General features: G+C 36.1%; 14 protein-coding genes. 7 read left to right on the top strand and 7 right to left on the bottom strand.

Annotated features, from left to right (window positions below; translation table 11 throughout):
• Nucleotides 1-122: 122 nt before the first annotated feature.
• Nucleotides 123-4,118 carry an ATP-binding protein gene (locus SIB89_RS07710; protein ID WP_412561781.1) on the bottom strand — a complete coding sequence of 1,332 codons (3,996 nt, stop codon included), beginning with the start codon at nt 4,116-4,118 and terminating at the stop codon, nt 123-125.
• 155 nt (nt 4,119-4,273) lie between these two features.
• On the opposite strand from SIB89_RS07710, the gene SIB89_RS07705 reads away from it, so the two are divergent.
• Nucleotides 4,274-5,209, top strand: a complete 936-nt coding sequence (locus SIB89_RS07705; RefSeq protein ID WP_412561780.1) for an isoaspartyl peptidase/L-asparaginase family protein — start codon at nt 4,274-4,276, stop codon at nt 5,207-5,209.
• 36 nt (nt 5,210-5,245) lie between these two features.
• On the opposite strand, the gene SIB89_RS07700 is transcribed toward SIB89_RS07705, so the two are convergent.
• Nucleotides 5,246-6,106 carry a cyanophycinase gene (locus SIB89_RS07700; protein ID WP_412561779.1) on the bottom strand — a complete coding sequence of 287 codons (861 nt, stop codon included), beginning with the start codon at nt 6,104-6,106 and terminating at the stop codon, nt 5,246-5,248.
• A gap of 103 nt (nt 6,107-6,209) precedes the next feature.
• Between SIB89_RS07700 and cphA the strand changes: the two genes are divergently transcribed.
• Entirely contained in the window at nt 6,210-8,852 is a 2,643-nt protein-coding gene (gene cphA, locus SIB89_RS07695; protein ID WP_412561778.1) for a cyanophycin synthetase, read from the top strand.
• Nucleotides 8,853-8,911: 59 nt separating this feature from the next.
• On the opposite strand, the gene SIB89_RS07690 is transcribed toward cphA, so the two are convergent.
• On the bottom strand, nt 8,912-9,172 hold the full coding sequence (locus SIB89_RS07690) for a hypothetical protein (protein ID WP_412561777.1): 261 nt from the start codon (nt 9,170-9,172) through the stop codon (nt 8,912-8,914).
• Between the two features lie 268 nt (nt 9,173-9,440).
• Between SIB89_RS07690 and SIB89_RS07685 the strand changes: the two genes are divergently transcribed.
• The gene (locus SIB89_RS07685; RefSeq protein ID WP_412561776.1) at nt 9,441-10,853 is read left to right on the top strand and encodes an aldehyde dehydrogenase family protein; all 1,413 of its coding nucleotides are present in this window, start codon (nt 9,441-9,443) and stop codon (nt 10,851-10,853) included.
• Here the strand turns inward: SIB89_RS07685 and SIB89_RS07680 are convergent.
• From SIB89_RS07680 to SIB89_RS07665, 4 genes are read right to left on the bottom strand one after another with little or no spacing between them, the layout of a single operon-like run.
• Entirely contained in the window at nt 10,850-11,854 is a 1,005-nt protein-coding gene (locus tag SIB89_RS07680) for an isoaspartyl peptidase/L-asparaginase (protein ID WP_412561775.1), read from the bottom strand. The two genes, SIB89_RS07685 and SIB89_RS07680, sit on opposite strands and share 4 nt — an antisense overlap.
• A 56-nt stretch (nt 11,855-11,910) precedes the next feature.
• On the bottom strand, nt 11,911-13,584 hold the full coding sequence (locus tag SIB89_RS07675; RefSeq protein WP_412561774.1) for an MFS transporter: 1,674 nt from the start codon (nt 13,582-13,584) through the stop codon (nt 11,911-11,913).
• A gap of 12 nt (nt 13,585-13,596) precedes the next feature.
• Entirely contained in the window at nt 13,597-13,962 is a 366-nt protein-coding gene (locus SIB89_RS07670) for a VOC family protein (RefSeq protein ID WP_155088733.1), read from the bottom strand.
• Between the two features lie 2 nt (nt 13,963-13,964).
• The gene (locus SIB89_RS07665; RefSeq protein ID WP_412561773.1) at nt 13,965-16,898 is read right to left on the bottom strand and encodes a GH92 family glycosyl hydrolase; all 2,934 of its coding nucleotides are present in this window, start codon (nt 16,896-16,898) and stop codon (nt 13,965-13,967) included.
• Nucleotides 16,899-16,933: 35 nt separating this feature from the next.
• On the opposite strand from SIB89_RS07665, the gene SIB89_RS07660 reads away from it, so the two are divergent.
• From SIB89_RS07660 to SIB89_RS07645, 4 genes are all read left to right on the top strand, one after another.
• The gene (locus tag SIB89_RS07660; protein WP_412561772.1) at nt 16,934-19,243 is read left to right on the top strand and encodes a beta-N-acetylhexosaminidase; all 2,310 of its coding nucleotides are present in this window, start codon (nt 16,934-16,936) and stop codon (nt 19,241-19,243) included.
• Between the two features lie 83 nt (nt 19,244-19,326).
• Complete coding sequence (locus SIB89_RS07655; protein ID WP_412561771.1) at nt 19,327-20,016, top strand: copper homeostasis protein CutC; 690 nt, start codon at nt 19,327-19,329, stop codon at nt 20,014-20,016.
• The gene (locus SIB89_RS07650) at nt 20,006-22,474 is read left to right on the top strand and encodes a beta-mannosidase (protein WP_412561770.1); all 2,469 of its coding nucleotides are present in this window, start codon (nt 20,006-20,008) and stop codon (nt 22,472-22,474) included. The genes SIB89_RS07655 and SIB89_RS07650 overlap by 11 nt, the downstream gene beginning before the upstream one ends.
• Before the next feature lie 35 nt (nt 22,475-22,509).
• A complete protein-coding gene (locus tag SIB89_RS07645) occupies nt 22,510-23,799 on the top strand; it encodes a metallophosphoesterase (protein WP_412561769.1) in 1,290 nt (429 codons plus the stop codon).
• Nucleotides 23,800-23,900 lie beyond the last annotated feature (101 nt).

Here is a 23,900-nt window from a genome sequence, read left to right as displayed (position 1 = left end):
CCTATAGTTTATCCCTAAAAATGGTCTTGATTATTTTTTCAAAAACAAGGAGTATTTTGTCAAAATGAAGAAAAATGACAAGGATTATTATGTCTGATATTGAAAAAAAATCTGATTTTCAGTTAGTTACGAAAATCAGAAGGACTTTGTCCAAATTCCTCTCTAAAGGTCTTACTAAAGTAGTTTGGATCGTTAAAACCAACATTATAAGCGATTTCAGAAATGGATAAATGTGATGTTTTAAGTAATTTCTTACCTTTTTCCAAACGTACTTTTCTTATAAAAATGGCCGTACTGGTATTTGAAATTGCTTTTAGCTTTCTGTAGAGTTGTGAGTCGCTCATCGCTAAAAAATTAGCAAGTTCGGTAGCTCCAAAATTAGAATCGTCTAAGTGTTTGTGAATAGCATCAACTACTGAATTTAAAAAGATAAGGTTTTTGTCTTTTGGTTTAGCTCGTTCTACTTTTTTCTCAACAATTGTGTTAACAGCATAACGCTCTTGCAATTGTTTACGTTTAGCTATAAGCTTTTGTATACGTAATTGCAATTCTTTTTTTTGAAACGGCTTTGTTAAATAAGCATCTGCACCACTTGTAATACCTTCCAATCTATCTTCTTGCATCGCCTTAGAGGTTAACATAATAATAGGAATATGATTGGTATTGTTATCAGATTGCAGTTTTTGGGTCAACTCAAACCCATCCATAATTGGCATCATTACGTCCGTAACAACGATATCTGGAATTTGAGAATTTGCCAGTTCCAACCCTTCCTTGCCATCTTTGGCAAAAGTGACTTTGTATTCTGGTTTAAGACATGAAGCTATGTAACGTGCCATATCAGTATTATCTTCAACAATCAATACACTATTGGCGTCATCGTCTACAATAATATCATCTGTTTGAGGCACAACTGTACCAATGGTTATCTGATGCTCTTTTTGTTCAATATTTTTTGAGGCTGCTGTATTTGTTATCGGTAATTCAATAGTAAAGCTTGTTCCTTTATTGATTTCGGAAGTGACATTTATGGTTCCATTAAATAACTCTACCAATTCTTTAGTCAATGCTAAACCAATTCCAGTGCCTTGAGAAACCTTATGTTCTGCATTTTTAACCTGATAAAAACGGTCGAAAATGAAAGGCAACTCTTCTTTAGAGATACCATAACCTTGATCAGCTACTTCAATTTGAAGCACTGGAGAATTCATTCTTTGAAGCCTTATATTTAAATCAGAATTCTGAGGCGAAAATTTTATAGCATTTGAAATGAGATTAGTCAAAATCTGACGGATTTTTTCTGCATCAAAATCCATAATGATTTCATCGGGTTTGGCTGAGAATTTTAAGTTCACACCTTTATCAGTAGCAATGCTTTTAAAGCTATCTACTATATGAGATGAAAAAGCAGCAATATCATTTTGAATGAGATGAATGTTGAGTTGTCCTTTCTCAAGCTTTGCCAAATCCAGCATTTGATTGACCAAGTCGAGTAAATTATTACTATTTTGCTCTATGGTATCTAAAGAAGTGCCAACTTCATCTTTTGAAGAAAAACGTTCTTTTAAATTACCTAAATTACCTAAATAACCTAAAATAATAGTCAATGGTGTTCTGAACTCATGCGTTATATTGGTAATGAAGCGTGATTTTAAATCATCCAAGTCTTGTAATCGCTTCGATTCTTGTCCAGCGATTTGCCGTTGAAGACTCATTCTGTAAAAGGCATAAACGATTCCTAGAAATAAAAGTAGATATGATAGATAGGCTAGATTACTTTTATACCAAGGTGGTGTGACGTTTATTTTTAATTCCAAAGGTGGTTTTTGCCATAAATCATTACGAGACTTTCCCTGTATTTGAAGCGTGTACGATTTAGAGGATAAGTTGAGAAGTTGAATATTGTTTTTACTATCTAGTATATTCCAATCTGTATCATCTGGTAGCAATTTATAGACGTACTTTATATTACTATTTGGGCGGTAATCCAGTGCTGAAAAATCGAGATTAACAGGAAAATCGTCATAATTGAGATGGATTTCTCTAGTGTTGCTTATGGATGTTGAAAGCACTTTGGAGTTTTTAGGCAGCACATAGTCATCCTTAATTTTAAGACTGGTAAATTTTAGATGCCCTTCTTTATCAAGCTCATCGATGCGCTTTGGATCAAAAATATTTAAGCCATTGATGCCACCAAAATATAAATGACCGTTAGTGTCGTTTTTAAATGTTGCGCCCAGATTAAACTCGGTACTCTGTACACCATCTTTTGGATTGTAATTGGTAAATTCTTCAGTTGATTTATTGAATTTAAATAAGCCACCATTTGTTGATAGCCACAAGTTGCCTAAGTTGTCTTCGTTAATATTGTAAACAAAAGTGTTGCTTAGGCCATCACGTTTTCCATAGGACTTAAAACTGTCCGTTTCAGCATTATATTTATTCAGTCCTTTGCGACTTGCTACCCATAGTGTGTTTTCAGAATCTACAAACGAACTCAATACACCTCTTGTCGCTAATCCCAAAGTTTCATCATAATTTTTGACTGCAACTAATTCATCATTTTCAAAATTGAGTTTACTCAAGCCTTTTTGGGTACTCATCCAATAGTTGTTCTGAGCATCTTTAACCATAGATAATGTAAAAACTGAAGCCAAATCTTCTGAGCTGTAATTTTTAAATCTAAAATCACCTTCGGAAACATTACCAACAAACTTTGAAAATCCAGCATTAAAAGTCGTAATCCAAATGCTGCCAGAGTTATCTTTATAAATGCTCCGCATATTTTCGGCTGGTAGTTGTGATGGATTATTGGTATTAATTGGTGCTTTTAGAATTGTTGGATTTTCAATATCAAAATCTGTAAGTAGTATCACAAAAACCCCTTTATTAGTCACAAACCAAATATTATTGTTATCATCTTTTGTAATGCCTCTAACACGATTATGATTTGTTAGAACATTGAATTTTGAGGGGTCTGAATTACTAGAAATAACCAATCCACTTGAAGAACCTGTAAACAAATAGTCCTCAGTATCATAAACTGCAAAAACAGAAGGGTTATCTAGATAGAAATTATCCGTAGGCTGAGCAAAGACATCTTGAGCTTCAACAGTTGTAATATCTAAATTAATATTTCCTATAAACAACAAACCATCTGAAATGAATAGCTCGTTAATACCATCTGAATTAATGGTAGAAGCATCATATTTTTTATCAGCAATATAATGTTGTTTTACATCATGTTTACCATCAGTATAGCTTGCTAACAATAGTCCATCAGAGGTTGTGCCAATATAAAATGTATTGTTGTGATAGGCCAAGGTATTGGTGTTGAGCAGGACCGTGTTTCCACTTTCAATGATTTCAGTAAATTCAAACTCATTTTTTTCTTCAGAAAATTTAAATATTCCAGAATCTGTAGTTACCCAAAGATTATTGTTTAACGTTTTAAGATTGTTGATTGGAGTATTAAGATTGGCAATGGGTTCAAAAAAGAGGTCATAACCAGAATCGTTATTGGTATTGAATGTTGCAGCATGAATAATGCCTTCGTCTGTTCCAACGTAAATAATGTCTTTATATACCGCAATGCCAGTGATTTTCTTAGGAAAATTCCTTTCGAAATTGTTACTATGAAAAGTACCAAATTGGTCAATGATAGCTACACCATTATTATAAAAAGCTGCCAAAATAAAATCATTGTATGCAATCAGTCTTGTACAGTTGGTATTGGTATCACCGACCTGAACAATGGACTCATTATAAATATCATAACGAATTAAGCCATTTTGACCTGTGCCAACATACACAAAGTTGTCCTTAGCTAGTATGGTTCCAATACGATAACCAGCAATATCAAGACCAGAATTTGCATCTGGCTGAGGCACAAAAAAATCATGTCCATCATAACGTACCGCACCATCTGAAGTACCAAGCCATATAAAGCCGTTTTTATCTTTATCTATACAATGAATGGTCTCTTGTGGTAAACCTTCGTCCAAACCTAAATGAGAAAAATTTAAGTTTTGAGCACTAGAAATTAAGCTGACTAAACATAAGAGTAGGGAAAGGTTAGTGTTACTTAATCTAAAATAAGCGTAAGTGTTCTTGTTCATTGTAGATTAATAGTCTCATACTAAAATACAAATTCTAAAATTCATAAGGAAATACTTACGATTAATTACAAAATATGCTACATCACTTGTGAATTTTTTTAAAAGCTACTTGGATATAATTTTCAAGGCTTATTTTTGGCAATAATTTATTTTATATGAATGACAACACATTCTCAATAGCCATCCATGGAGGAGCTGGGACATTGGTAAAAGGGTTAATGACTCAAGCCTTAGAGACCAAATACAAAAATGCCTTAAAAACCGCCAGAGATGCAGGTTTTGAGGTTTTGGAAAAGGGAGGTACAGCTACAGATGCTGTTGAAGTTGCCGTAAAATTATTGGAAGATACACCATTATTCAATGCAGGCAAAGGTTCTGTTTTTACGGCAGAAGGCACGCACGAAATGGACGCTGCCATAATGGACGGTAAAACCCTGAATGCTGGAGCAGTATCATTGGTAACAGGAATTAAAAATCCAGTATCCTTGGCAAGAGATGTGATGGATAATAGTTACCATGTGTTTTTGGCGGGTGAAGGTGCCATGAAATTTGCTGAAGAGCAAGGTTATGGTATAGAATCACCGGAATACTTTTACGACGAAGTAAGATACAAGCAGTGGCAAGGTATTAAAGATAGTGATACGTTTCAGTTAGACCATAGCGTAAAGAAAGACGGAAAATTCGGAACCGTTGGTGCTGTAGCCTGTGACCAAAATGGAAATATTGCTGCTGCAACTTCAACAGGTGGAATGACCAATAAAAAATGGGGACGTGTTGGTGATTCACCCATGATTGGTGTGGGTAATTATGCCAATAACAAAACCTGTGCAGTGAGTTGTACTGGTAGTGGTGAGTTTTTTATTAGAGGAGTAGTGGCTTACGATGTTTCGTGCTTAATGGAACATAAAGGCATGAATTTAGAAGAGGCTTCAGACGAAGTGATTAATAAACGTATCCTCGAAATTAATGGTGACGGAGGGCTAATTGCCGTAGATGCCAAAGGGAATATCGCTATGCCTTTTAATACAGAGGGAATGTACAGAGCTTGTAAATCTTCGGATGGAAAAGAAGAGATTTCAATCTATAAATAGTGGAAGTAAAACATCTTGGAAATAAGTGTTTTAAAGTTAAATAAAAGGAGCCTCAATCGGTAATATTTCAATCTTTTGATTCTTAATATTGAAACGGTCACCGTTGGATAAAATATGGGTTTTCATATTTGTAAGTGACATTGGAGTCCCTTCTTGCAAAACGCTATGGTTGTTGTGTTTTATTTTTCTACCGTCAAAAACAATCACCATTCCAGAGCCGATAACTTCAAAACGATTATTCTTAATGATCAAACCTGTGTCTTCTGCTAAACCAAGTCCAATAAGCTTCGGAAATTGTGCCACAGCTTCAGAAATACGACCAAATCGTCCTCTTCTTATAAAATGTGTATCTATAATGAGTTCTGGTATTAAGCCCAAACCCTTATACATTTTAACTGCACCTTTAACAAAAGACTCCGCAGCGCTTCCTCCAGCCACCATTTCTTTAGCCATTGCCATTGCACCAGCACTTGTACCAGCAATCACAAACCCTTTTTCGTTTTTGTAACGATCCAATAAAATTTTATGAATAGTTGAGCCACCAATTTTATTAGCTATTTTAGACTGGTCACCTCCGGAAAACATAACGCAGTCAGCATTTTTTATGAGAGCAATAGCGTTTTCGGTTTCAGAATCTTCTTTAGACCTAATATCCAATACATCTATATTTTTGCAACCTAGAGTAGAAAAGGCTGTTAAGTAATTTTCACCAACTTCAACAGGAATACTAGATGCTGTAGGAATAACGACAATATTAGCATCAATTCCACCAGCTTCTCTCACCACATGGGACAAGATTCCTTCATCAATAAAGTCTAAAGTGTACATTTCATCATCTTCAATACCTTTATCTTCATTTCCGCCTATAGGTATTAATGTCCCCTTATTCTTCTGCATAGTTTTTATCTAAAAATATTGAGCAAAAATAAGTCAAATTTTCTATTGGAATGTCTTATATTTATAATCTTTCACTCTTAAAAACTAACAAAACCAACTATAAATGGAGATAAGAAGTATTAATGCCATGCGAGGACCAAACTATTGGTCCGTAAGACGACATAAGCTAATTGTAATGGTTCTGGACTTGGGCTCTATGGAAGATTATCCATCTAACAAGGTGCCTGGTTTTTATGAGCGACTTACGGAAATGTTTCCAAGCATGCACTCCCATCGTTGTTCGGTTGGTGAGCCAGGTGGTTTTTTTCAGCGTGTAAAAGAAGGCACGTGGATGGGCCATATCATTGAACATATCGCTCTCGAAATTCAGACCCTTGCAGGTATGGATACAGGCTTTGGTCGTACAAGAGGTTATGGCGAAAAAGGCGTTTATAATGTAGTATTCTCCTATATTGAAGAAAGTGTTGGACGTTATGCTGCAAAAGTTTCTGTGGATATCTGTGAAGCCTTGATTAAAGGTGAGGATTACGATATGGAGGACGATATTCAGCACATGCGTGAGCTAAGGGAAAAAGAGCGTCTTGGACCAAGTACGGGCTCTATAGTTGAGGAAGCTGAATCTAGAGGCATTCCATGGATTAGACTTAATAAATATTCGCTTTGCCAATTGGGTTATGGAGCCAATCAAAAGCGAATTCAGGCAACGGTTACCAGTGAAACGAGTAGTATCGGTGTGGAATTGGCTTGTGATAAAGAAGATACGAAATATCTATTGGAGCAAGCTGAGGTCGAAGTACCTAAAGGAGACATCATCCGTCGCGAACGCAGTTTAGAGGAAGCATGTCGTTATGTGGGTTACCCTTTGGTTATAAAACCCATTGATGGTAATCATGGTCGTGGTATTACGGTTAATATTAATAATTACGATGAGGCGCTCGAAGCGTTTAGACAAGCAAAAGAAAGTTCGCGCAGTGGAGCCATCATAGTTGAGAAGTTTATCATTGGTGATGACTATAGATTACTTGTTATAAATAATAAATTGGTTGCTGGTGCTATCCGTACACCAGCTCATGTGGTTGGAAATGGAAAATCAACTGTACAGGAATTAATCGATGAAGTCAATAGAGATCCACGACGTGGTTATGGACATGAGAATGTGTTGACTCAAATCACGGTTAACGACCTTACCAAAACTATTATTAAGGATGCAGGCTATACCTTAGATTCTGTTTTAGCAGATGGTGAACGACTGATTCTAAAGGATACGGCCAATTTAAGTACGGGAGGTACTGCTGAAGATATTACAGATATTATCCATCCTGCGAATGTGAGCATGGCAGAGCGTATTTCAAAAATCATTGATTTAGATATTTGTGGCATTGATATTATGACTACGGATATTACCAAGCCATTATCAGAAACGGGTGGTGCAGTGTTGGAGGTTAATGCAGGCCCAGGGTTTAGAATGCATTTGGCACCAACAACAGGTTTACCTCGTAATGTGGCCGCTCCTGTTATAGATAAATTATTTCCAACGCAAGGTGATACTGGTCGTATTCCAATAATAGCAATTACAGGCACTAATGGTAAAACCACCACATCGCGATTAATTTCTCATATAGCTAAAATGAAAGGCTATCGTGTAGGTTATACCACGAGTGATGGTGTATATATTCAGAATAGACTTTTAATGACAGGTGATTGTACTGGTCCTGCTAGTGCAGAATTTGTTTTAAAGGATCCAACGGTCAACTTTGCAGTGTTGGAATGTGCTAGAGGTGGACTGTTAAGAGCTGGTCTTGGTTTTAAAAAGTGTGATGTTGGTATTGTAACAAACGTTGCTGCAGATCATTTAGGACTAAAAGGGATTCATACCGTTGAGCAATTAGCCAAAGTTAAAGGGGTCATTCCTGAAACCGTTTTACCAGATGGTTATGCCATTTTAAATGCTGATGATGATTTGGTGTACGATATGAGACGAAGTGTTGAGTGTAATGTAGCATTATTCTCAATGGATGAAAATAACCCAAGGATTAAAGCGCTACAACGCCTTAATGGGATTACTGCAGTCTATGAAAACGGTTATGTAACTATTTGTAGAGGAGAGTGGAAAATGCGCATCATGAGAGCGGAGAACATTCCGTTAACTTATGGTGGGAAGGCGAAATTCATGATTCAGAATGTGTTAGCTGGTATTTTAGCAGCACATGTACAGGGTATCAGTATTGAAGATATGAAAGCAGGATTGGAAACTTTTATACCATCTGCTTCACAAACACCCGGACGATTAAATTTATTCAAGTTTAACGATTTTAGTATCCTGTTGGATTACGCACATAATGCAGCAGGAATGCGAGCTTTACAGAAATTTACTGATGAGTTAGAAGCAACCGTTAAAGTTGGTATCATTGCCGGAATTGGCGACAGACGTGTTGAAGATAACAACGAAATGGGATCTATAGCTGCTGAAATGTTTGATGAAATCATCATTCGTCAGGATAAACGTTTACGCGGTAAAACAGAAGAAGAGTTGATTAAGATGTTGAATGATGGTATAAAGATGAAGGATCCAAATAAGAAGACCACAATAATTCCTTCAGAAAGTGAGGCCATAAAGTATGCGGTTAAAAATGCCGTAAAAGGATCTTTGATTATATTATGTAGTGATGTAATACCAGATGCATTAGATCTGGTTAAAGAACTGAAGGAGAAAGAAACCAAAGGCGAACTGCATTTAGTGGATTAATACAATTAAAAAAGCCGAAACAAAAGTTTCGGCTTTTTCGTTAGTTAATAGCATATTAATTAGCAAAGCTTAACAGTCTTAACTTTAATTTGAAGACTTTTTCTGTAAGCTTTAATACTTATGATCTCGTTACTTTTTTTATGATTAATTCTAATCACTTTAGCCTTGATCTTAGCAGAAAGTGTAGCTTTCTTAGCTTCAGGCTTTTCAGCTTTAACAGTCTCAACAAGTTCAGTATCCATATTGCTAACAACATCTTGCTGAGCATATCCTGCTATAGATAATGTTAAGAATAATAATATGACTAAACCTTTTTTCATGAGTGTTAAATTGTTTTGTTTAACTTCGGTTCAAAGAAACGTTAGATATTTATTGTGCACGAAATTTTTGGACGAAACAAGGCGATAATTAGATAACTGACATTTGTTAGTTAAAAACATCGACGAAATGCACAAAGTGAGCTTGTATCCCTTTAAAACTGTTGATTTTCAAGATGAAAAACCTTATGTTTTAGATGAAATACAGTGCCATACACAATATATCGATGAAATGCACAATTGCAAATCACTTTGACGGTAAACAACGAAAATGAAAGATTACAAAGACAATCCATATTTTAAATTGTTCTCAGCGCAAAAGAACAATCAATACAAAATAGCACAAAGCACTATTAAAGAGAGAAAAAGGAAACTCAATGCTTTACAACACGCTATTGAGGTAACCTATAGAGAACAAATCAAAAAGGCTTTATATAAAGATTTAAAACGACCTGTTGTAGAATCAGACTTAGTAGCTGTCTATCTTATCATAAAAGAAATTAAACATGCTAAGTCTAATCTGCATCGTTGGTTAAAGAAACAAAAGGTGAAAACAGATATTGTACTATTAGGTACAAAGTCTTGGGTTAAGTACGAACCCAAGGGTGTTTGCCTTATTATGTCTCCTTGGAATTACCCTATAAATCTAACCTTATCACCTCTTGTCGCGGCAATTGCTGCTGGAAATACTGTAATTATAAAGCCTTCTGAAATTTCATCGCATTGTTCTGAGCTAATGGCAACTATAGTAAAGGACTTATTTAATGAAGATGAGGTTGCATTAGTACAAGGAGATGTTGAGACAGCTCAAAATTTATTAAAACTTCCCTTTAATCATATCTTTTTTACAGGTTCAATACCTGTTGGAAAAATAGTAATGAAAGCTGTCGCAAAGCATTTAACTTCTGTAACTCTAGAACTTGGAGGAAAATCACCTGTGATAATAGATAATAATGTTGATATAAAATTAGCAGCAAAAACGGTAGCTTGGTTAAAACACTTTAACTGTGGACAAACTTGTATAGCACCAGACTATGTATTTGTACAAGAGAAGATCTTAGATTCTTTTATAATTCATTATAAGCAATATCTAAACGAATTTTATGGTTCGGATACTTCAAAATCTAATAGTTATGGTAGAATCATTAGTAGTAAAAATTTCAATAGGCTTAAGTTTTATCTAGAAGATGCTAAAACACACAAAGCTGAATTTATAGTAGAAGGAGAAATTAATGAAGAAGACCTATTTATTGGTCCTACAGTAATATCAAATTTAAAACAAGAGTCTCTTTTAATGAACGAAGAAATTTTTGGTCCAATCTTGCCTATCAAAACTTATAAAGAGAAAGAAGAGGTTGTGTTGTATCTAAAAGATAAGGATAAACCACTAGCGCTATACGTATACTCTAAGTCAAAATCTTTTACAAACTATATTATTGATAATACCAGAGCAGGAACAACATGCATTAATGCTAATGGAATTCAATTTTCTAATCATCATTTGCCATTTGGAGGTAGTAATAGTAGCGGTATTGGTAAAGCTCATGGATTTTATAGTTTTAAAGCTTTTTCTAATGAACGTGCTATATTAAAACGTTATGCGTCTGGACCAGTGACTTTACTTTTTCCACCTTATACTAGTTTGAAAGAAAAAATAGCGAGGCTAACTGTAAAGTGGTTTTAAACTTTATTGTAGTAATCCGACTGAATTTGCTCATTAACACCGTCCTGAAATTTAGTCATGCTAAAATACTGATGAATGGAATAATGACCAGTTTCTCCTCGCTTGTTAACTGCAATATACCCAACCTGAAAGTCTTTATAATTACTATTAGGTTTATTGACGATTCTACCAATGGCTTCCTCACAGGCTTCCTGTGGAGATTTGCCTTGGCGCATCAGTTCTACCACTAAAAAGCTGCCAACTGTTTTAACCACTTCTTCGCCTAAACCTGTTGCCACACAAGCACCAATTTCGTTATCTACAAATAAACCAGAACCAATGATAGGTGAGTCACCAACACGGCCTCCCATTTTGTAAGCTAAGCCACTGGTGGTACATGCGCCAGAAATATCTCCATTTTTATCAATGGCAAGCATACCAATAGTATCATGGTTTTCAATATTGATAATAGGTTTGTATTTGGCTTCTACTTTCCATTTTTCCCAAGCTTCTTTTGAAGCTTCTGTCAACAAATCTTCTTCCTTAAAGCCATTTGAAAGTGCAAATTGTTTGGCACCTTCACCAGCAAGCATCACATGAGGAGTGTCTTCCATAACCTTTCTGGCTACGGAAACTGCATGTGTTATATTTTGAAGATAGACCACTGAGCCACAGTTACCGTGTTTATCCATAATGCAAGCATCTAGAGTAACATTTCCATCTCTGTCAGGTAAACCACCTTTGCCAACCGACTGTCCTTTTTCATTGGCTTCCTCAACTCTACAACCTTGCTCAACGGCATCGAGTGCATTGCCACCAGCTTGCAAGACTTCCATAGCTTTGGCTGTAGCTTCTTCTACGTGCCAAGTAGCGATGACCAATGGTAAACTTGCTTTTATGCTTGTAGCTGTAGTAGATTTATTCTCTTTGGATTCGTTATCAACACAACTCGCTAGAGTTGATCCAACTGCTAATCCTGCTCCGGATAATGCCGTATTTTTTATAAATTTTCTTCGTTTCATTTCATCCTGAATTTATTTCAGGATCTTTAAAATTTTAACCCTGAAGTTAATCGAATTTAATATTCCACACCTTGCTTATCCAATACCGTTTTCGTCCTAAATGCGTAAAACAACAAATAAATAAAACAGCCTACAGCAATCCAATACGATGATTGAATCGTAAACACATCAGCCAATTTCCCTTGTACAGGCGGAATGATAGCTCCACCGAGAATCATCATAATTAAAAACGCTGACCCTTGTGAGGTGTATTTTCCGAGACCTGCAATACTCAAGGTAAAGATACATGGCCACATAATTGAACAGAACAATCCACCAGATAGGAAAGCGAAGAGTGCCACATTTCCAGATGAAAATAAACCAATTAGCATAGCAATAATACCTAATAAACTGAATACTTTGAGTGTTTGTACGGGATTGTCTTTTGCGATAAAGAATCCAGCAATCTGTACCGCAATACAGATAGCGAAGAATAGAATTTCTTTACTTGAGAATTCGTTGCCAGCAATGTAATTTACAGCGAGGATAACTCCAAATGCAACATACGGGACAAGGATTAATAATACTTTTTTAAGGCCTTTACTCGGATTAAAAACCGTTATGGCGCCAACCCAACGACCAATCATCAATCCGCCCCAATACATAGAAATGTAAATGCCAAGTTGCGAATCGTTCAGTACAGGTAAGCCCAATAAGTTTGAACCTGTTCCATCAACACCTTGTTTTAAAAGTTCGCCCAAATTACTGCCAATGGTTACTTCTACACCAACGTACATAAAAATTGCGAGCATGCCCAACACCAATTGCGGATATTTCATGGCTCCCCAACCCGTGGCGTTTTTCGTGGCACTACTATTGGCTATAAAAACTGCAGCTATAACAGCAAAGAGTGCAACAAACAAAACAATCAATCTTGTCTCCTCTACGCTCTCGGTCGCTACAGTATCTTCTGCATAGGTGCTAAAGATATAGCCAAAACAACCTACAATGATGAGAGTTAATATGATTAGTAAATTTCGTGCTTTATTGGCAGGTTCAAATACTGTTTCCGATTTTAGGGAAGGCAATTTTTTTGAGAAGTAAAACAGGGCTGCTGCAACCAAAAATAACGCACCTACACCCAAATAAAGGCTTTGTACGGTTACTAATGAAATTTCGTTATTGGAAATCATAGATGCTAATTCATCTGTACTCCAAGATGCGGAACCAAATATCACCAAGCTCACTACAATAGGTCCAATGGTTGTTCCGAATGAGTTGATGCCTCCAGCCAAATTTAAACGATGCGAACCTGTTTTAGGGTCACCTAAGGCAATGGCGAAAGGATTGGCAGCCGTTTGTTGTAAAGAGAAACCCAATGCCACAATAAAATAGGCTATTAGTACTAAATAAAACACATTGGTTTGGCCTTGCTCAGCACCAGCAGTTGCAGGATACATGACAAAAGCACCAATTGCTGAAAGTAATAAACCATAAATAATCCCATTTTTATAGCCCCAATTATTCATAATATCTTTTTTTATGGAACCTGACATAATGAAAAGCAGTAAAGCACCTATGTAATATGCTCCATAAAATGCAAAATCTACCAATTGCGACTGAAACTGGTCTATATTAAAATACGTCTTACAAAACGGAATAAATACTCCGTTAGAGGCTGCTATAAATCCCCAGAAAAAAAACACCGTCACTAAGGTTGCTAAGGCAGATTTGTTATTTTGATTGCTCATTATTTTTAATTGTTAGTTAGTTTCTAGTTCTTGACCAAATTGAATGCGATAGCCATTATTATCGTAAATGGCGAATTCGCGCATACCGTATTCAAAGTTTTCTAAAGGATAGCTAATATCCACTTTATCTTTTAGGATTTGCCATATCACATCAATATCATCGACGTAAATGTACAAACCACCTGTAAAGACTGTCTTTGGAAATTCATCTTTGTTAAAACGAGAGGATAACATAATCTCAACATCATCTTTTTTTATAAATGCCCAATGGTTTTCCTCACGACTTACACACTTAAAATCCAAGTAGGACTCATAGAACGCTATGGTTTCATCCATATTTTCAACTTCTAATGTGGGTACTAGTGCGTTAAATGCCATAATTATCTAATCGAAATTTCATCCACAAAAATCCAGCTACGACCATCCATTGGATAACCCAAGTGCCATTCTGGTAATTCGCCTAATTTCTTGGCTATGATTTTTACATATTTATATTCGGTTTGAGGAATTTTAAATTCTACAGTTTTAATTTCAAGTTCGCTATTACGTTTTGAAGCATCAATCTTTTGGGTTGATAGAGCGGAATAATTTTTACCGTCTTTTGAAACCAGACATTGCACTTCGGTAGGATAAAATATCCATGCGCCTTGGTCTTGTAAAAAATTTACTTTTACAGAACTGATTTCCTTTTCTGAACCTAAATCCACAGTCGCCACCAGATCGGTATCATGGTAACCTTGCCAGCTACCAGTTCTATAATTCTTCGTACTCCTAATACCATCAATGAGGGCATCATTGCCGCCAGCGGAATACTGATTGGCAAATTCGCTTTCTAAAGTAATGCTGAGGTTTGGGTCTATCTTATAAAATGGAGTTGTTAAAACAGGACTTTTTAAACCTCCTTTTTCTGAATACAACTTCACTTTTGCATCTTCTAAAATTTTAAATGGTTCTTTATAAATTTTGAAATCTTCATCATTAACAGCGTAGTAGATTTTTGCATCTTGTTCTGAAGTATTTAAAACCACTTCAGTTTCACCTCGAAATGTAATGTCTCCTTTTTCAATATATGGCGACGGTAAGATGAGATGCTCGGTAATTTCCGTTTTTGGTTCCTGGCCTTCTCGACTTCCCCAAATTGCTGGATTGTCCGTCATTTTAAATTCTAATGTGCCACCAGAAACAATATCATCGTGTGTGATAAAAGTAACATTTAAATCCTTTCCATTTAGTTTTACGTATTCAACATATTTGTTAGTGTCGCTTACATTTTTGGCTATGATGTTGAATTGTTTTCCATTTTCAAGATTAATCGTGGCTTTTTCAAAAAGTGGTGTCCCGATAATGTATTCATTACTTCCAGGTGTTACCGAATAAAACCCCATGGAGCTCAAAACATACCATGCGCTCATTTGACCACAGTCCTCATTTCCAGAAACTCCATCAGGTTCATTCGTATATAATTCAGTTAAAATCTGATGGACTCTTTCTTGAGTTTTATGAGGTTTATTCACAAAATTATAGAGGTAAGCCATGTGGTGACTCGGTTCGTTTCCATGAGCATATTGTCCAATTAAACCTGTAATATCGGATTGGTCTCTACCTGAAGTTTCTGTCTTTGCTGAAAACAATTCATCCAATTGTGCTTCTAGTTGGTCTTTTCCACCAAGTAAATCTATAAATCCTGAAACATCCTGCGGCACATAAAAACTGTACTGCCACGAATTAGCTTCGGTATAATTAAAGTTGACTTCATAAGGGTCGAAAGGTGCGAACCAGGTATTTCTAAATCGGCCACGCATAAATTTAGTCTCTGGGTCAAACACATTTTTGTAATACTGCGCACGTTGAATATAAGTTTTGTAATCTTCAGTTTTACCCATGTCTTTTGCCATTTGCGCAATGGTCCAATCGTCATAGGCATATTCCAAAGTTTTGGAAACGGATTCGCTTTCTTCATCTACAGGTATAAAACCATATGTTTTATATGCTTCTAACCCAAATTTATCGCGTGTCGCCGAATGTTTCATCGCCTCAAAAGCTTTTTCAACATCATAATCTCTAATACCTTTTAAATATGCATCTGCAACCACAGGCACAGCATGATAGCCAATCATACAATCGGTATAATTACCAGCTAAATCCCACATTGGCATAATACCACCTTCATCATATTTCGCTAAAAACGTATTGATAAAATGGTTGGTTCGTTCTTGTTCAATAATTGTATAAAGTGGGTGTGCGGCTCTATACGTATCCCAAAGTGAAAATACGGTGTAGTAGTCAAAATCGGCATTATGAATTCCTAAGTCCATCCCTCTATAGCGACCATTCACATCTTGATAACGATTTGGCGCGAGCATGGTGTGATAGAGTGCTGTGTAAAAATTGGTTTTCTTGTCTAAATCATTCGACTCGATTACAATTTTTTCAAGTTGGGTTTCCCAATAATCTTGGGCTTCCTTTTTAACAGTTTCAAAATCTTTGTTTCCGATTTCTGCTTCTAAATTTTTACGAGCACCTTCAATATCAACAGCAGAAATACCAACTTTAATATAAACAGGTTCATTGTCGGGATTCTTAAATTTTAGTGACGATCGTCTTGCGCCAGGCATTCCAGTTTTTGGAGGCGATTGTAATAGGTCATCAAACGGATGCGATGTTTTTATAGCGAAGAATAAACGTTGGTCTTTTGCCCAAGCTTCGGAGTGTCTGTAACCCACTATCTCAGTATTTGAAATCTTTTCAATTTTTGCATCCAAAACCTTATCACGATGCACCAAATCTAAAATCACAAATTGATTTTCAGCAGATGGAAATTGGTATTTATGTATTCCGCTGCGCAACGATACTGTTAATTCCACATCAATATTTGTTGAGTCTAAATGCACTTTATAGTAACCTGGTTCTGCAAATTCATTATCATGACTGAAGTGCGCACGATACCCTTTTTTACCATCTGCACCATTGTTAAAATTGGTTTCGTTGGTTGGCATTAAAAGCACATCACCATAATCGCTAATACCCGTTCCGCTTAAATGCGTATGCGAAAAACCGTAAATATAACTGTCCGTATAGTGGTAACCAGAACAGCCGTCCCAACCTTCTAATCGTGTGTCTGGACTAAGTTGCATCATGCCAAAAGGCAGCGTTGCACCAGGATACGTGTGGCCGTGACCTCCAGTACCGATGAATGTATTGACATAGTTAATGAGCGGTTGGTCTTTTTCGGCTGATGGAGTTTCTATTGTTTCTTCGCAACTAAAAAAGAGAGCGATGGCAACGAAAGCCGAAATAAGTTTAGGATTCTTCAAAAGATTGCTAATTTTAATGCAACTAATATACTAAAATGCATTTCAAGAAAATTGCCTTCGTTTTACTTTTATCCGTATTCATTTTTGGTTGTGTTGAAAATGAAGTTGAAACAGCCAAGGCATTGCTAATTCCTGCGCCTGTAAATCAAGAATTTAGAGATGGACAGTTTGTGCTGTCTTCTGAAACCACCATACATTTTGAAGATGAATTTAGTGTTGCTGGAAATTTTCTTTCGGAATTTCTAAAGCCTGGATTGAAAAAAACAAAGGGAGTGGAAAACAGAATTAATTTTGTAAAGGATTCCACCATTTCAAATCCTGAAGGCTATAGGATTGAAGTCAATCCAATTCATATAGAAATCAGTGCCTCCACTGCTCAGGGCGCATTTTATGCAGTACAAAGTTTAAGACAGTTGCTTCCAGTTGGTTTAGAAACTGGCAAACTTTCCCCTTTGGGGAAAATGTCCGCAGGACAAAAGGGGATCGCTATTTCAGCAACTATAATAAGGGATTATCCACAATTTCAATATAGAGGCATGCACCTGGATGTGTCTCGGCATATGTTTTCGGTAGAGTTCATTAAAAAATATATCGATGCCTTGGCCATGTTAAAGATGAACACCTTTCACTGGCACCTTACAGACGACCAAGGCTGGCGAATTGAGATTAAAAAATATCCAAAATTACAGGAAATTTCGGCTTATAGAGATGAAACGCTGATTGGTCATTATAGTGACCAACCACATCAATTTGATAGTAAGCGATATGGTGGGTTTTACACTCAAAATGAAGTTAAGGATATTGTCGCTTATGCTAAAAAACGCTTTGTAACGGTAATCCCAGAAATTGAAATGCCAGGTCATGCACAAGCTGCCATTGCGGCTTATCCTGAGTTAGGATGTGCTTCGACAAGCTCAGCAACCAGCGAACCAATTAAGGTTGCCACAAAATGGGGTGTTTTTGAGGACATTTATTGTCCGAATGAAAAGACGTTCACTTTTCTGGAAGACGTTTTAGATGAGGTTTTAGAACTGTTTCCGAGTACATACATTCATATTGGTGGAGACGAAGCGCCAAAAACACGTTGGAAAAATTGTGAGCACTGCCAAGACTTAATTAAAACAGAAGGTCTAAAAGACGAACACGAATTGCAAAGTTATTTCATCACAAAAATGGAAAGCTATTTGAATTCTAAAGGCCGACAAATTATTGGTTGGGATGAAATTTTGGAAGGTGGTCTCGCACCAAACGCTACAGTTATGTCATGGAGAGGAATCAGTGGAGCGGTTGAAGCAGCAAAGGCTGGGCACAATGTTGTAATGACACCAACATCACATTGTTATTTCGATTATTACCAATCTGAAAACGAGGACGAACCTTTGGCCATTGGTGGTTTTTTACCGTTGGAAAAAGTGTATGGATTTAATCCAATTCCAGAGGAACTCACGAAAGAAGAATCAAAGTATGTATTAGGAGCCCAAGGCAATGTTTGGACAGAATATATGCCAACCGAAGACCAAGTGGAGTATATGGCTTTCCCGCGACTATTAGCAATGAGCGAAGTTGTTTGGTCAAAACCTGAAAATAAAAACTACGAGAATTTTGTATCACGATTAGAGACGTTTCATAATCGATTGGATGCTTTGGATATTAATTATGCCAATCATTTATATGAGATTGACGGTAATATGGTTTCAAAAAATGATAGTGTTTTTTATGAACTTAAAACCTTAACTAAGGGCAAAACCATTCGTTATACTTTGGATGGTAGTGTGCCTGATTTAAATTCCAAAATTTATAAATCCCAAATCCCGATAACTGAAAGTACGACGCTAAAAGCAGCAGTTTTTAAGGAGAATAAACAACTCGGAAAAACATTCACTCAAAGCATTAATTTTCATAAAGCTGTTGGAGCAAAAATCACCATTGATAAAGAACCGCATAAAGCGTATTCTGGTAGTGGTGCAGAAGGTTTGATTAATGGTATTAGCGGAAGTGATTCGCGTTATGGTGATAAAGAATGGTTGGGGTTTTGGGGAGAGGATTTTGAGATTACTATTGATTTGGGTGAGGAAAAAGAAATCAATTCTATTGAAACACGATTTTATAATGGAAATGGTCAGTGGATTTATGCGCCTTTAGAAGTCGATATCGAAGTTGAAGAAGAAATCGAAAAAATTAAGCTTCAAACTAATGATAAGAACATAGTTGAATTCAAACTTAAAAAAGAGCTGAAAGGAAAAACCATAAAATTGAGAATCCCAAACTACGGTACAATCCCAGAAGGTAAACAAGGTGGTGGAAATAAAGCATGGACATTTATTGATGAGATAATTGTTAATTAGTTTGTCATTCCTGCGAAGGCAGGAATCCACTTTGAAATTTATAATAATTAGATTCCTGCCTGCGCAGGAATGACAGTAAAAACATGAAACTAGAAGTCTGCGCCAACTCATATCAATCCGCCAAAAATGCTCAACAAGCTGGAGCCCATCGTATAGAATTATGTCAGGAATTGAGTGTTGGAGGAATCACACCATCTTATGGATTATTAAAACAAGTCATAGAACATTTAAACATTCCGGTATATGTATTGATTCGGCCAAGAGGAGGAAATTTCGTGTACTCAAAAGATGAATTTAAAATCATGAAGCATGATATTGAGATATGCAAAGAATTAGGTTGCGCCGGAATCGTTTCAGGTGTTTTAAAAGACGATAACAGTATAGATATTAAGAGAACAAAAGAATTGGTTGAACTATCTAAGCCATTGGATTTTACATTTCATCGTGCGTTCGATGAGGTTAAAAACCCAAAAGAAGCCTTAGAACAACTCGTTGATTTGGGAGTACATCGCGTACTGACTTCAGGCCAGCAAAAAAATGCTGAAGAAGGACTGGAATTGCTAAAGGAACTCAACGGAATCGCAAACGGAAGAATCACAATATTAGCAGGAGGAGGTGTAAATTCTGAAAATGCAATTAAATTTAAACAAGCTGGTTTAAAGGAAATTCATGCGTCAGCTTCAACGACAATAGAACAAGAAAATTTCATGTTTTTTACGAACTTGACCGTTTCGGACCCTCAAAGAATAAAAGCTATTTTAGATGCGATATAGTTTTCTACTTTTAATATTGGTTTGTTGTAGTTGTCAACCAAAACATGATGTTCCTGTTACCATTGAATTGCATAATGATTGGCAATTTAAGAAAACGACAGATTCGGTATGGCGCTCTGCAAGCGTTCCTGGGAATGTGTTTTCAGATTTATTAGATCACGACCTTATTGAAGACCCATTTATAGGCAATAACGAAGAAAAAGTGCAGTGGGTTTCCGAAGCTGATTGGGAATACAAAACTATATTTTCGATTGACGAGGAAACCCTTCAAAAGAAAAACATTGAACTCAATTTTGAAGGACTCGACACCTATGCTTCGGTGTTTTTAAATGATAGTTTAATCCTAAAAGCGAACAATGCATTTAGAGCTTGGGACATAGATGTTAAATCGCTTCTAAAAGAAGAAAATGAACTTCGAGTCCTATTTGAAAATACTTCAAAATACGAAGAAGTTGAGAAAGAAAAGCTGCCCTATGAGTTACCCGAAGGCAATCGCATTTTTACCAGAAAAGCACAATTTCAATATGGTTGGGATTGGGGACCGAAATTAAATACGAGTGGTATTTGGAGACCCATTAATTTAGTCGCTTGGAATGATGCAAGGATTTATGATCTGTATGTTAATCAACATAGTCTTACTGATTTAATTGCAAAACTTTCTGTACAATTAGATTTTGCCAATCGAAAAACCCACGACTACAATTTTGAGTTATTTGTTAACGACTCTTTAGTTGCCGTATCAGAAGAAGGATTTCAATATAGTCCGCATTCAATTCCGTTTACTATCAAGAATCCAAGACGCTGGTGGCCACACAATCTAGGTGAAACTTATTTATATGACATTAAAGTTATTGTAAAGGATGATGAAAAAATTCTCGACAGCATTTCGGTGAAAAAAGGATTACGAACCATAGAATTAGTAACTGAAAAGGATAGCATCGGTGAATCCTTTTATTTTAAAGTCAACGATGTCCCAGTGTATGCCAAAGGAGCCAATTACATTCCGCAACACAGCTTTCAGGATAAAGTCAAGGACGAAGTTTATGAAAAATTGTTGAGCGATGTCGTCGATGCCAATATGAACATGCTCAGAGTTTGGGGAGGAGGCATTTATGAGAATGATATGTTTTATGACTTGTGCGATGAAAAAGGCATTTTGGTTTGGCAAGATTTTATGTTTGCTTGTGCGATGTATCCTGGTGATAATGATTTTTTAAAAAATGTTGAAAGAGAAGCGGAAGAAAATGTAGAACGTTTGAGAAACCACGCTTCAATTGCACTGTGGTGTGGCAATAATGAAAACTCAGAAGGTTGGCATCGTTGGGGCTGGCAAGCAGATAGAAGTGAAGCCGAAAAAGAAGAGATTTGGAACAACTATTTAAAAGTATTCGATTCTATTTTGCCGAATACAGTTTCAAGTTTGACCGATACAAATTATTGGGAAACCTCACCAAAATTTGGACGAGGCAATCCTAAATACAAAACCGAAGGTGATGCACACGATTGGTGGATTTGGCACGATGGCTATCCCTTTGAGCATCTCGAAATAAACGTTCCACGTTTTATGAGCGAGTTTGGATTTCAGTCGTTTCCGAGTTATGAGACGATACGATATATTAATCAAAGTGATTCGATTGAAATTAATTCTGAAGGCTTTAAAAATCATCAAAAGCATTCCAGAGGATTTCAAATTATAGAAGAGTATATGCAACGCGATTTCCCTGTGCCTGAAAGTCCAGAAGATTATGTGTACATGAGTCAGCTGTTGCAAGCTTACGGCATTACAAAAGGTATTGAAGCACAACGCAGAGCTAAGCCTTACAATATGGGAACCCTATATTGGCAACTCAACGATTGCTGGCCAGCAATCTCTTGGAGTAGTATAGATTACTTTGGAAATTGGAAAGTATTGCATTATAAGGCTAAACGTAGTTTTGAGAATGTTTTAATTTCTTCAATAGTTAAAAATGACACTTTAAAAACTTGGATTGTAAATGATGATTTAGTTTTAAAACAAGGAACACTTTCACTACAATTATTCGATTTTAATGGTAACTTGATTTGGCAAGATTCAAAAGAAGTTATGGCAAATCCCACTTCAAGTGAAATAATGTATCAATTGGATTTAAACACGGTTCAATTCAACAAAAATGAAACAGTTTTAATTTCAAATTTCAATAAACGAACTTCAAATTTCTACTTTGTAAAACCGAAGGAATTAAAACTGAAGAAATCTGATATTCAAAAGAAAATCACAAAAACTGCTGATGGATTTAATATAGAACTTTCAAGTAGAACCCTTCAGAAAGATGTATTTCTCTTCACAACAACAAAAGGTCGTTTCTCGGATAATTTTTTCGATTTGTTGCCTAATCAACCAAAAACTATTGAATTTTATACAGAACAAAAGGAATCAGTCAATTTCAATATTAAATGCATTAATAACTTAATAAGATAGTTTGTAATTTCACACCTTAAATTTACGGTACCGTTATGCTACGTTGGATATTACTTTTTATCCTTATTTCTCTACTCGATTTTTATGCCTTTCAGGTGGTGCGAACATTGACAAAGAGTTCTTGGATTTATCTGATTTATTGGGTGCTATCTATATTGGTAGTCGGCAATTTTACCTATTACTATTATAATTTTGTTCGAGGTGAGAGCTTTACACATGGTCATGGTTATGCCGTGGCGTTTTTGATTATGCTTTTTTTGCCCAAAGCCTTTATGTTGCTGTTTATGCTTGGTGAAGATTTGGTAAGAGGTGTTTCCTATGGCATTCAAAAGCTGTCAGGTAATGAAGTTCATTTTAAAGGAAGAAGAGAGTTTGTGTCTAAGTTGGCACTTGGTGTTGCTGCCATTCCTTTTGCGTCTTTTCTTCATGGGATTACAAGAGGTAAATACAACTTTCAAGTTATTAAACACCAACTATTTTTTGAGGATCTTCCAGACGCTTTCGATGGCTATACCATTACCCAAATCAGTGATATCCATTCAGGTAGTTTAGAAAGCAAGAGCGAGATAGCTGAAGGGATTGATTTGGTCAATCGACAAAACAGTCATCTTATACTATTTACTGGTGATATAGTGAATAGCAAAGCCGAGGAAATGACAGGTTGGTTGTCTGTCTTTGATAAATTTGAAGCTAAAGACGGTAAATTTTCAGTACTGGGAAATCACGATTATGGGTATTATGCTTACGGAGGTGATATTGAACTCAACCGACATAACCAAATGAAGATGGAAGCCGTGCATAAGCGCATAGGTTTTGACTTGTTATTGAACGAAAGCCGACGAATTGAAAAAAATGGACAACACATCAATATTCTGGGCGTAGAAAATTGGGGAGCTTCTCGTCATTTCCCAAAACGTGGAAGTCTAAAAGAAGCGACTAAAACTATTGGAGAAAACGAGTTTAATATTTTAATGAGTCATGATCCTTCGCACTTTGATTACGAAAAAATGGAATTAAATACGGATGACATCAATAACCACGACATTGTTATAGACGAAACCAACGTCATTAATTTTGAAAAAGATATTCAATTAACGCTCGCAGGTCATACACACGGTATGCAGTTTGGTATTGAGCTACCACGATTAGGCATTAAGTGGAGTCCAGTAAAATACCGTTACCCAAAATGGGCTGGTTTGTATAAGGTAGCTGGGAAATATTTGTATGTTAACAGAGGGTTTGGTTATCTAGCTTTTCCCGGTAGAGTAGGTATCTGGCCAGAAATAACAGTGATAGAGCTTAAAAAGGGTAAAAAAGAAGCGTAATTGACAACAATTGCTTATTTTTATGTTGTTGATAACAAACTTACTGAGATTTACTATTAAAAATTTATGTAGGTTTGTGATACACGTTTGACTAAAATAAT

Source organism: Winogradskyella sp. MIT101101 (assembly GCF_047126865.1).
Classification (GTDB): Bacteria; Bacteroidota; Bacteroidia; order Flavobacteriales; family Flavobacteriaceae; genus Winogradskyella; species Winogradskyella ouciana.
This window is presented reverse-complemented; position numbering and strand designations above follow the sequence as displayed.

Excerpts from the sequence above, each read along its gene's own strand:
- cphA (WP_412561778.1), top strand. The coding sequence starts at position 6,210 with ATGGAGATAAGAAGTATTAATGCCATGCGAGGACCAAACTATTGGTCC.
- SIB89_RS07710 (WP_412561781.1), bottom strand. The coding sequence starts at position 4,118 with ATGAACAAGAACACTTACGCTTATTTTAGATTAAGTAACACTAACCTT.
- SIB89_RS07685 (WP_412561776.1), top strand. The coding sequence starts at position 9,441 with ATGAAAGATTACAAAGACAATCCATATTTTAAATTGTTCTCAGCGCAA.
- SIB89_RS07675 (WP_412561774.1), bottom strand. The coding sequence starts at position 13,584 with ATGAGCAATCAAAATAACAAATCTGCCTTAGCAACCTTAGTGACGGTG.
- SIB89_RS07645 (WP_412561769.1), top strand. The coding sequence starts at position 22,510 with ATGCTACGTTGGATATTACTTTTTATCCTTATTTCTCTACTCGATTTT.
- SIB89_RS07690 (WP_412561777.1), bottom strand. The coding sequence starts at position 9,172 with ATGAAAAAAGGTTTAGTCATATTATTATTCTTAACATTATCTATAGCA.
- SIB89_RS07680 (WP_412561775.1), bottom strand. The coding sequence starts at position 11,854 with ATGAAACGAAGAAAATTTATAAAAAATACGGCATTATCCGGAGCAGGA.
- SIB89_RS07700 (WP_412561779.1), bottom strand. The coding sequence starts at position 6,106 with ATGCAGAAGAATAAGGGGACATTAATACCTATAGGCGGAAATGAAGAT.
- SIB89_RS07655 (WP_412561771.1), top strand. The coding sequence starts at position 19,327 with ATGAAACTAGAAGTCTGCGCCAACTCATATCAATCCGCCAAAAATGCT.
- SIB89_RS07660 (WP_412561772.1), top strand. The coding sequence starts at position 16,934 with ATGCATTTCAAGAAAATTGCCTTCGTTTTACTTTTATCCGTATTCATT.
- SIB89_RS07650 (WP_412561770.1), top strand. The coding sequence starts at position 20,006 with ATGCGATATAGTTTTCTACTTTTAATATTGGTTTGTTGTAGTTGTCAA.
- SIB89_RS07705 (WP_412561780.1), top strand. The coding sequence starts at position 4,274 with ATGAATGACAACACATTCTCAATAGCCATCCATGGAGGAGCTGGGACA.
- SIB89_RS07670 (WP_155088733.1), bottom strand. The coding sequence starts at position 13,962 with ATGGCATTTAACGCACTAGTACCCACATTAGAAGTTGAAAATATGGAT.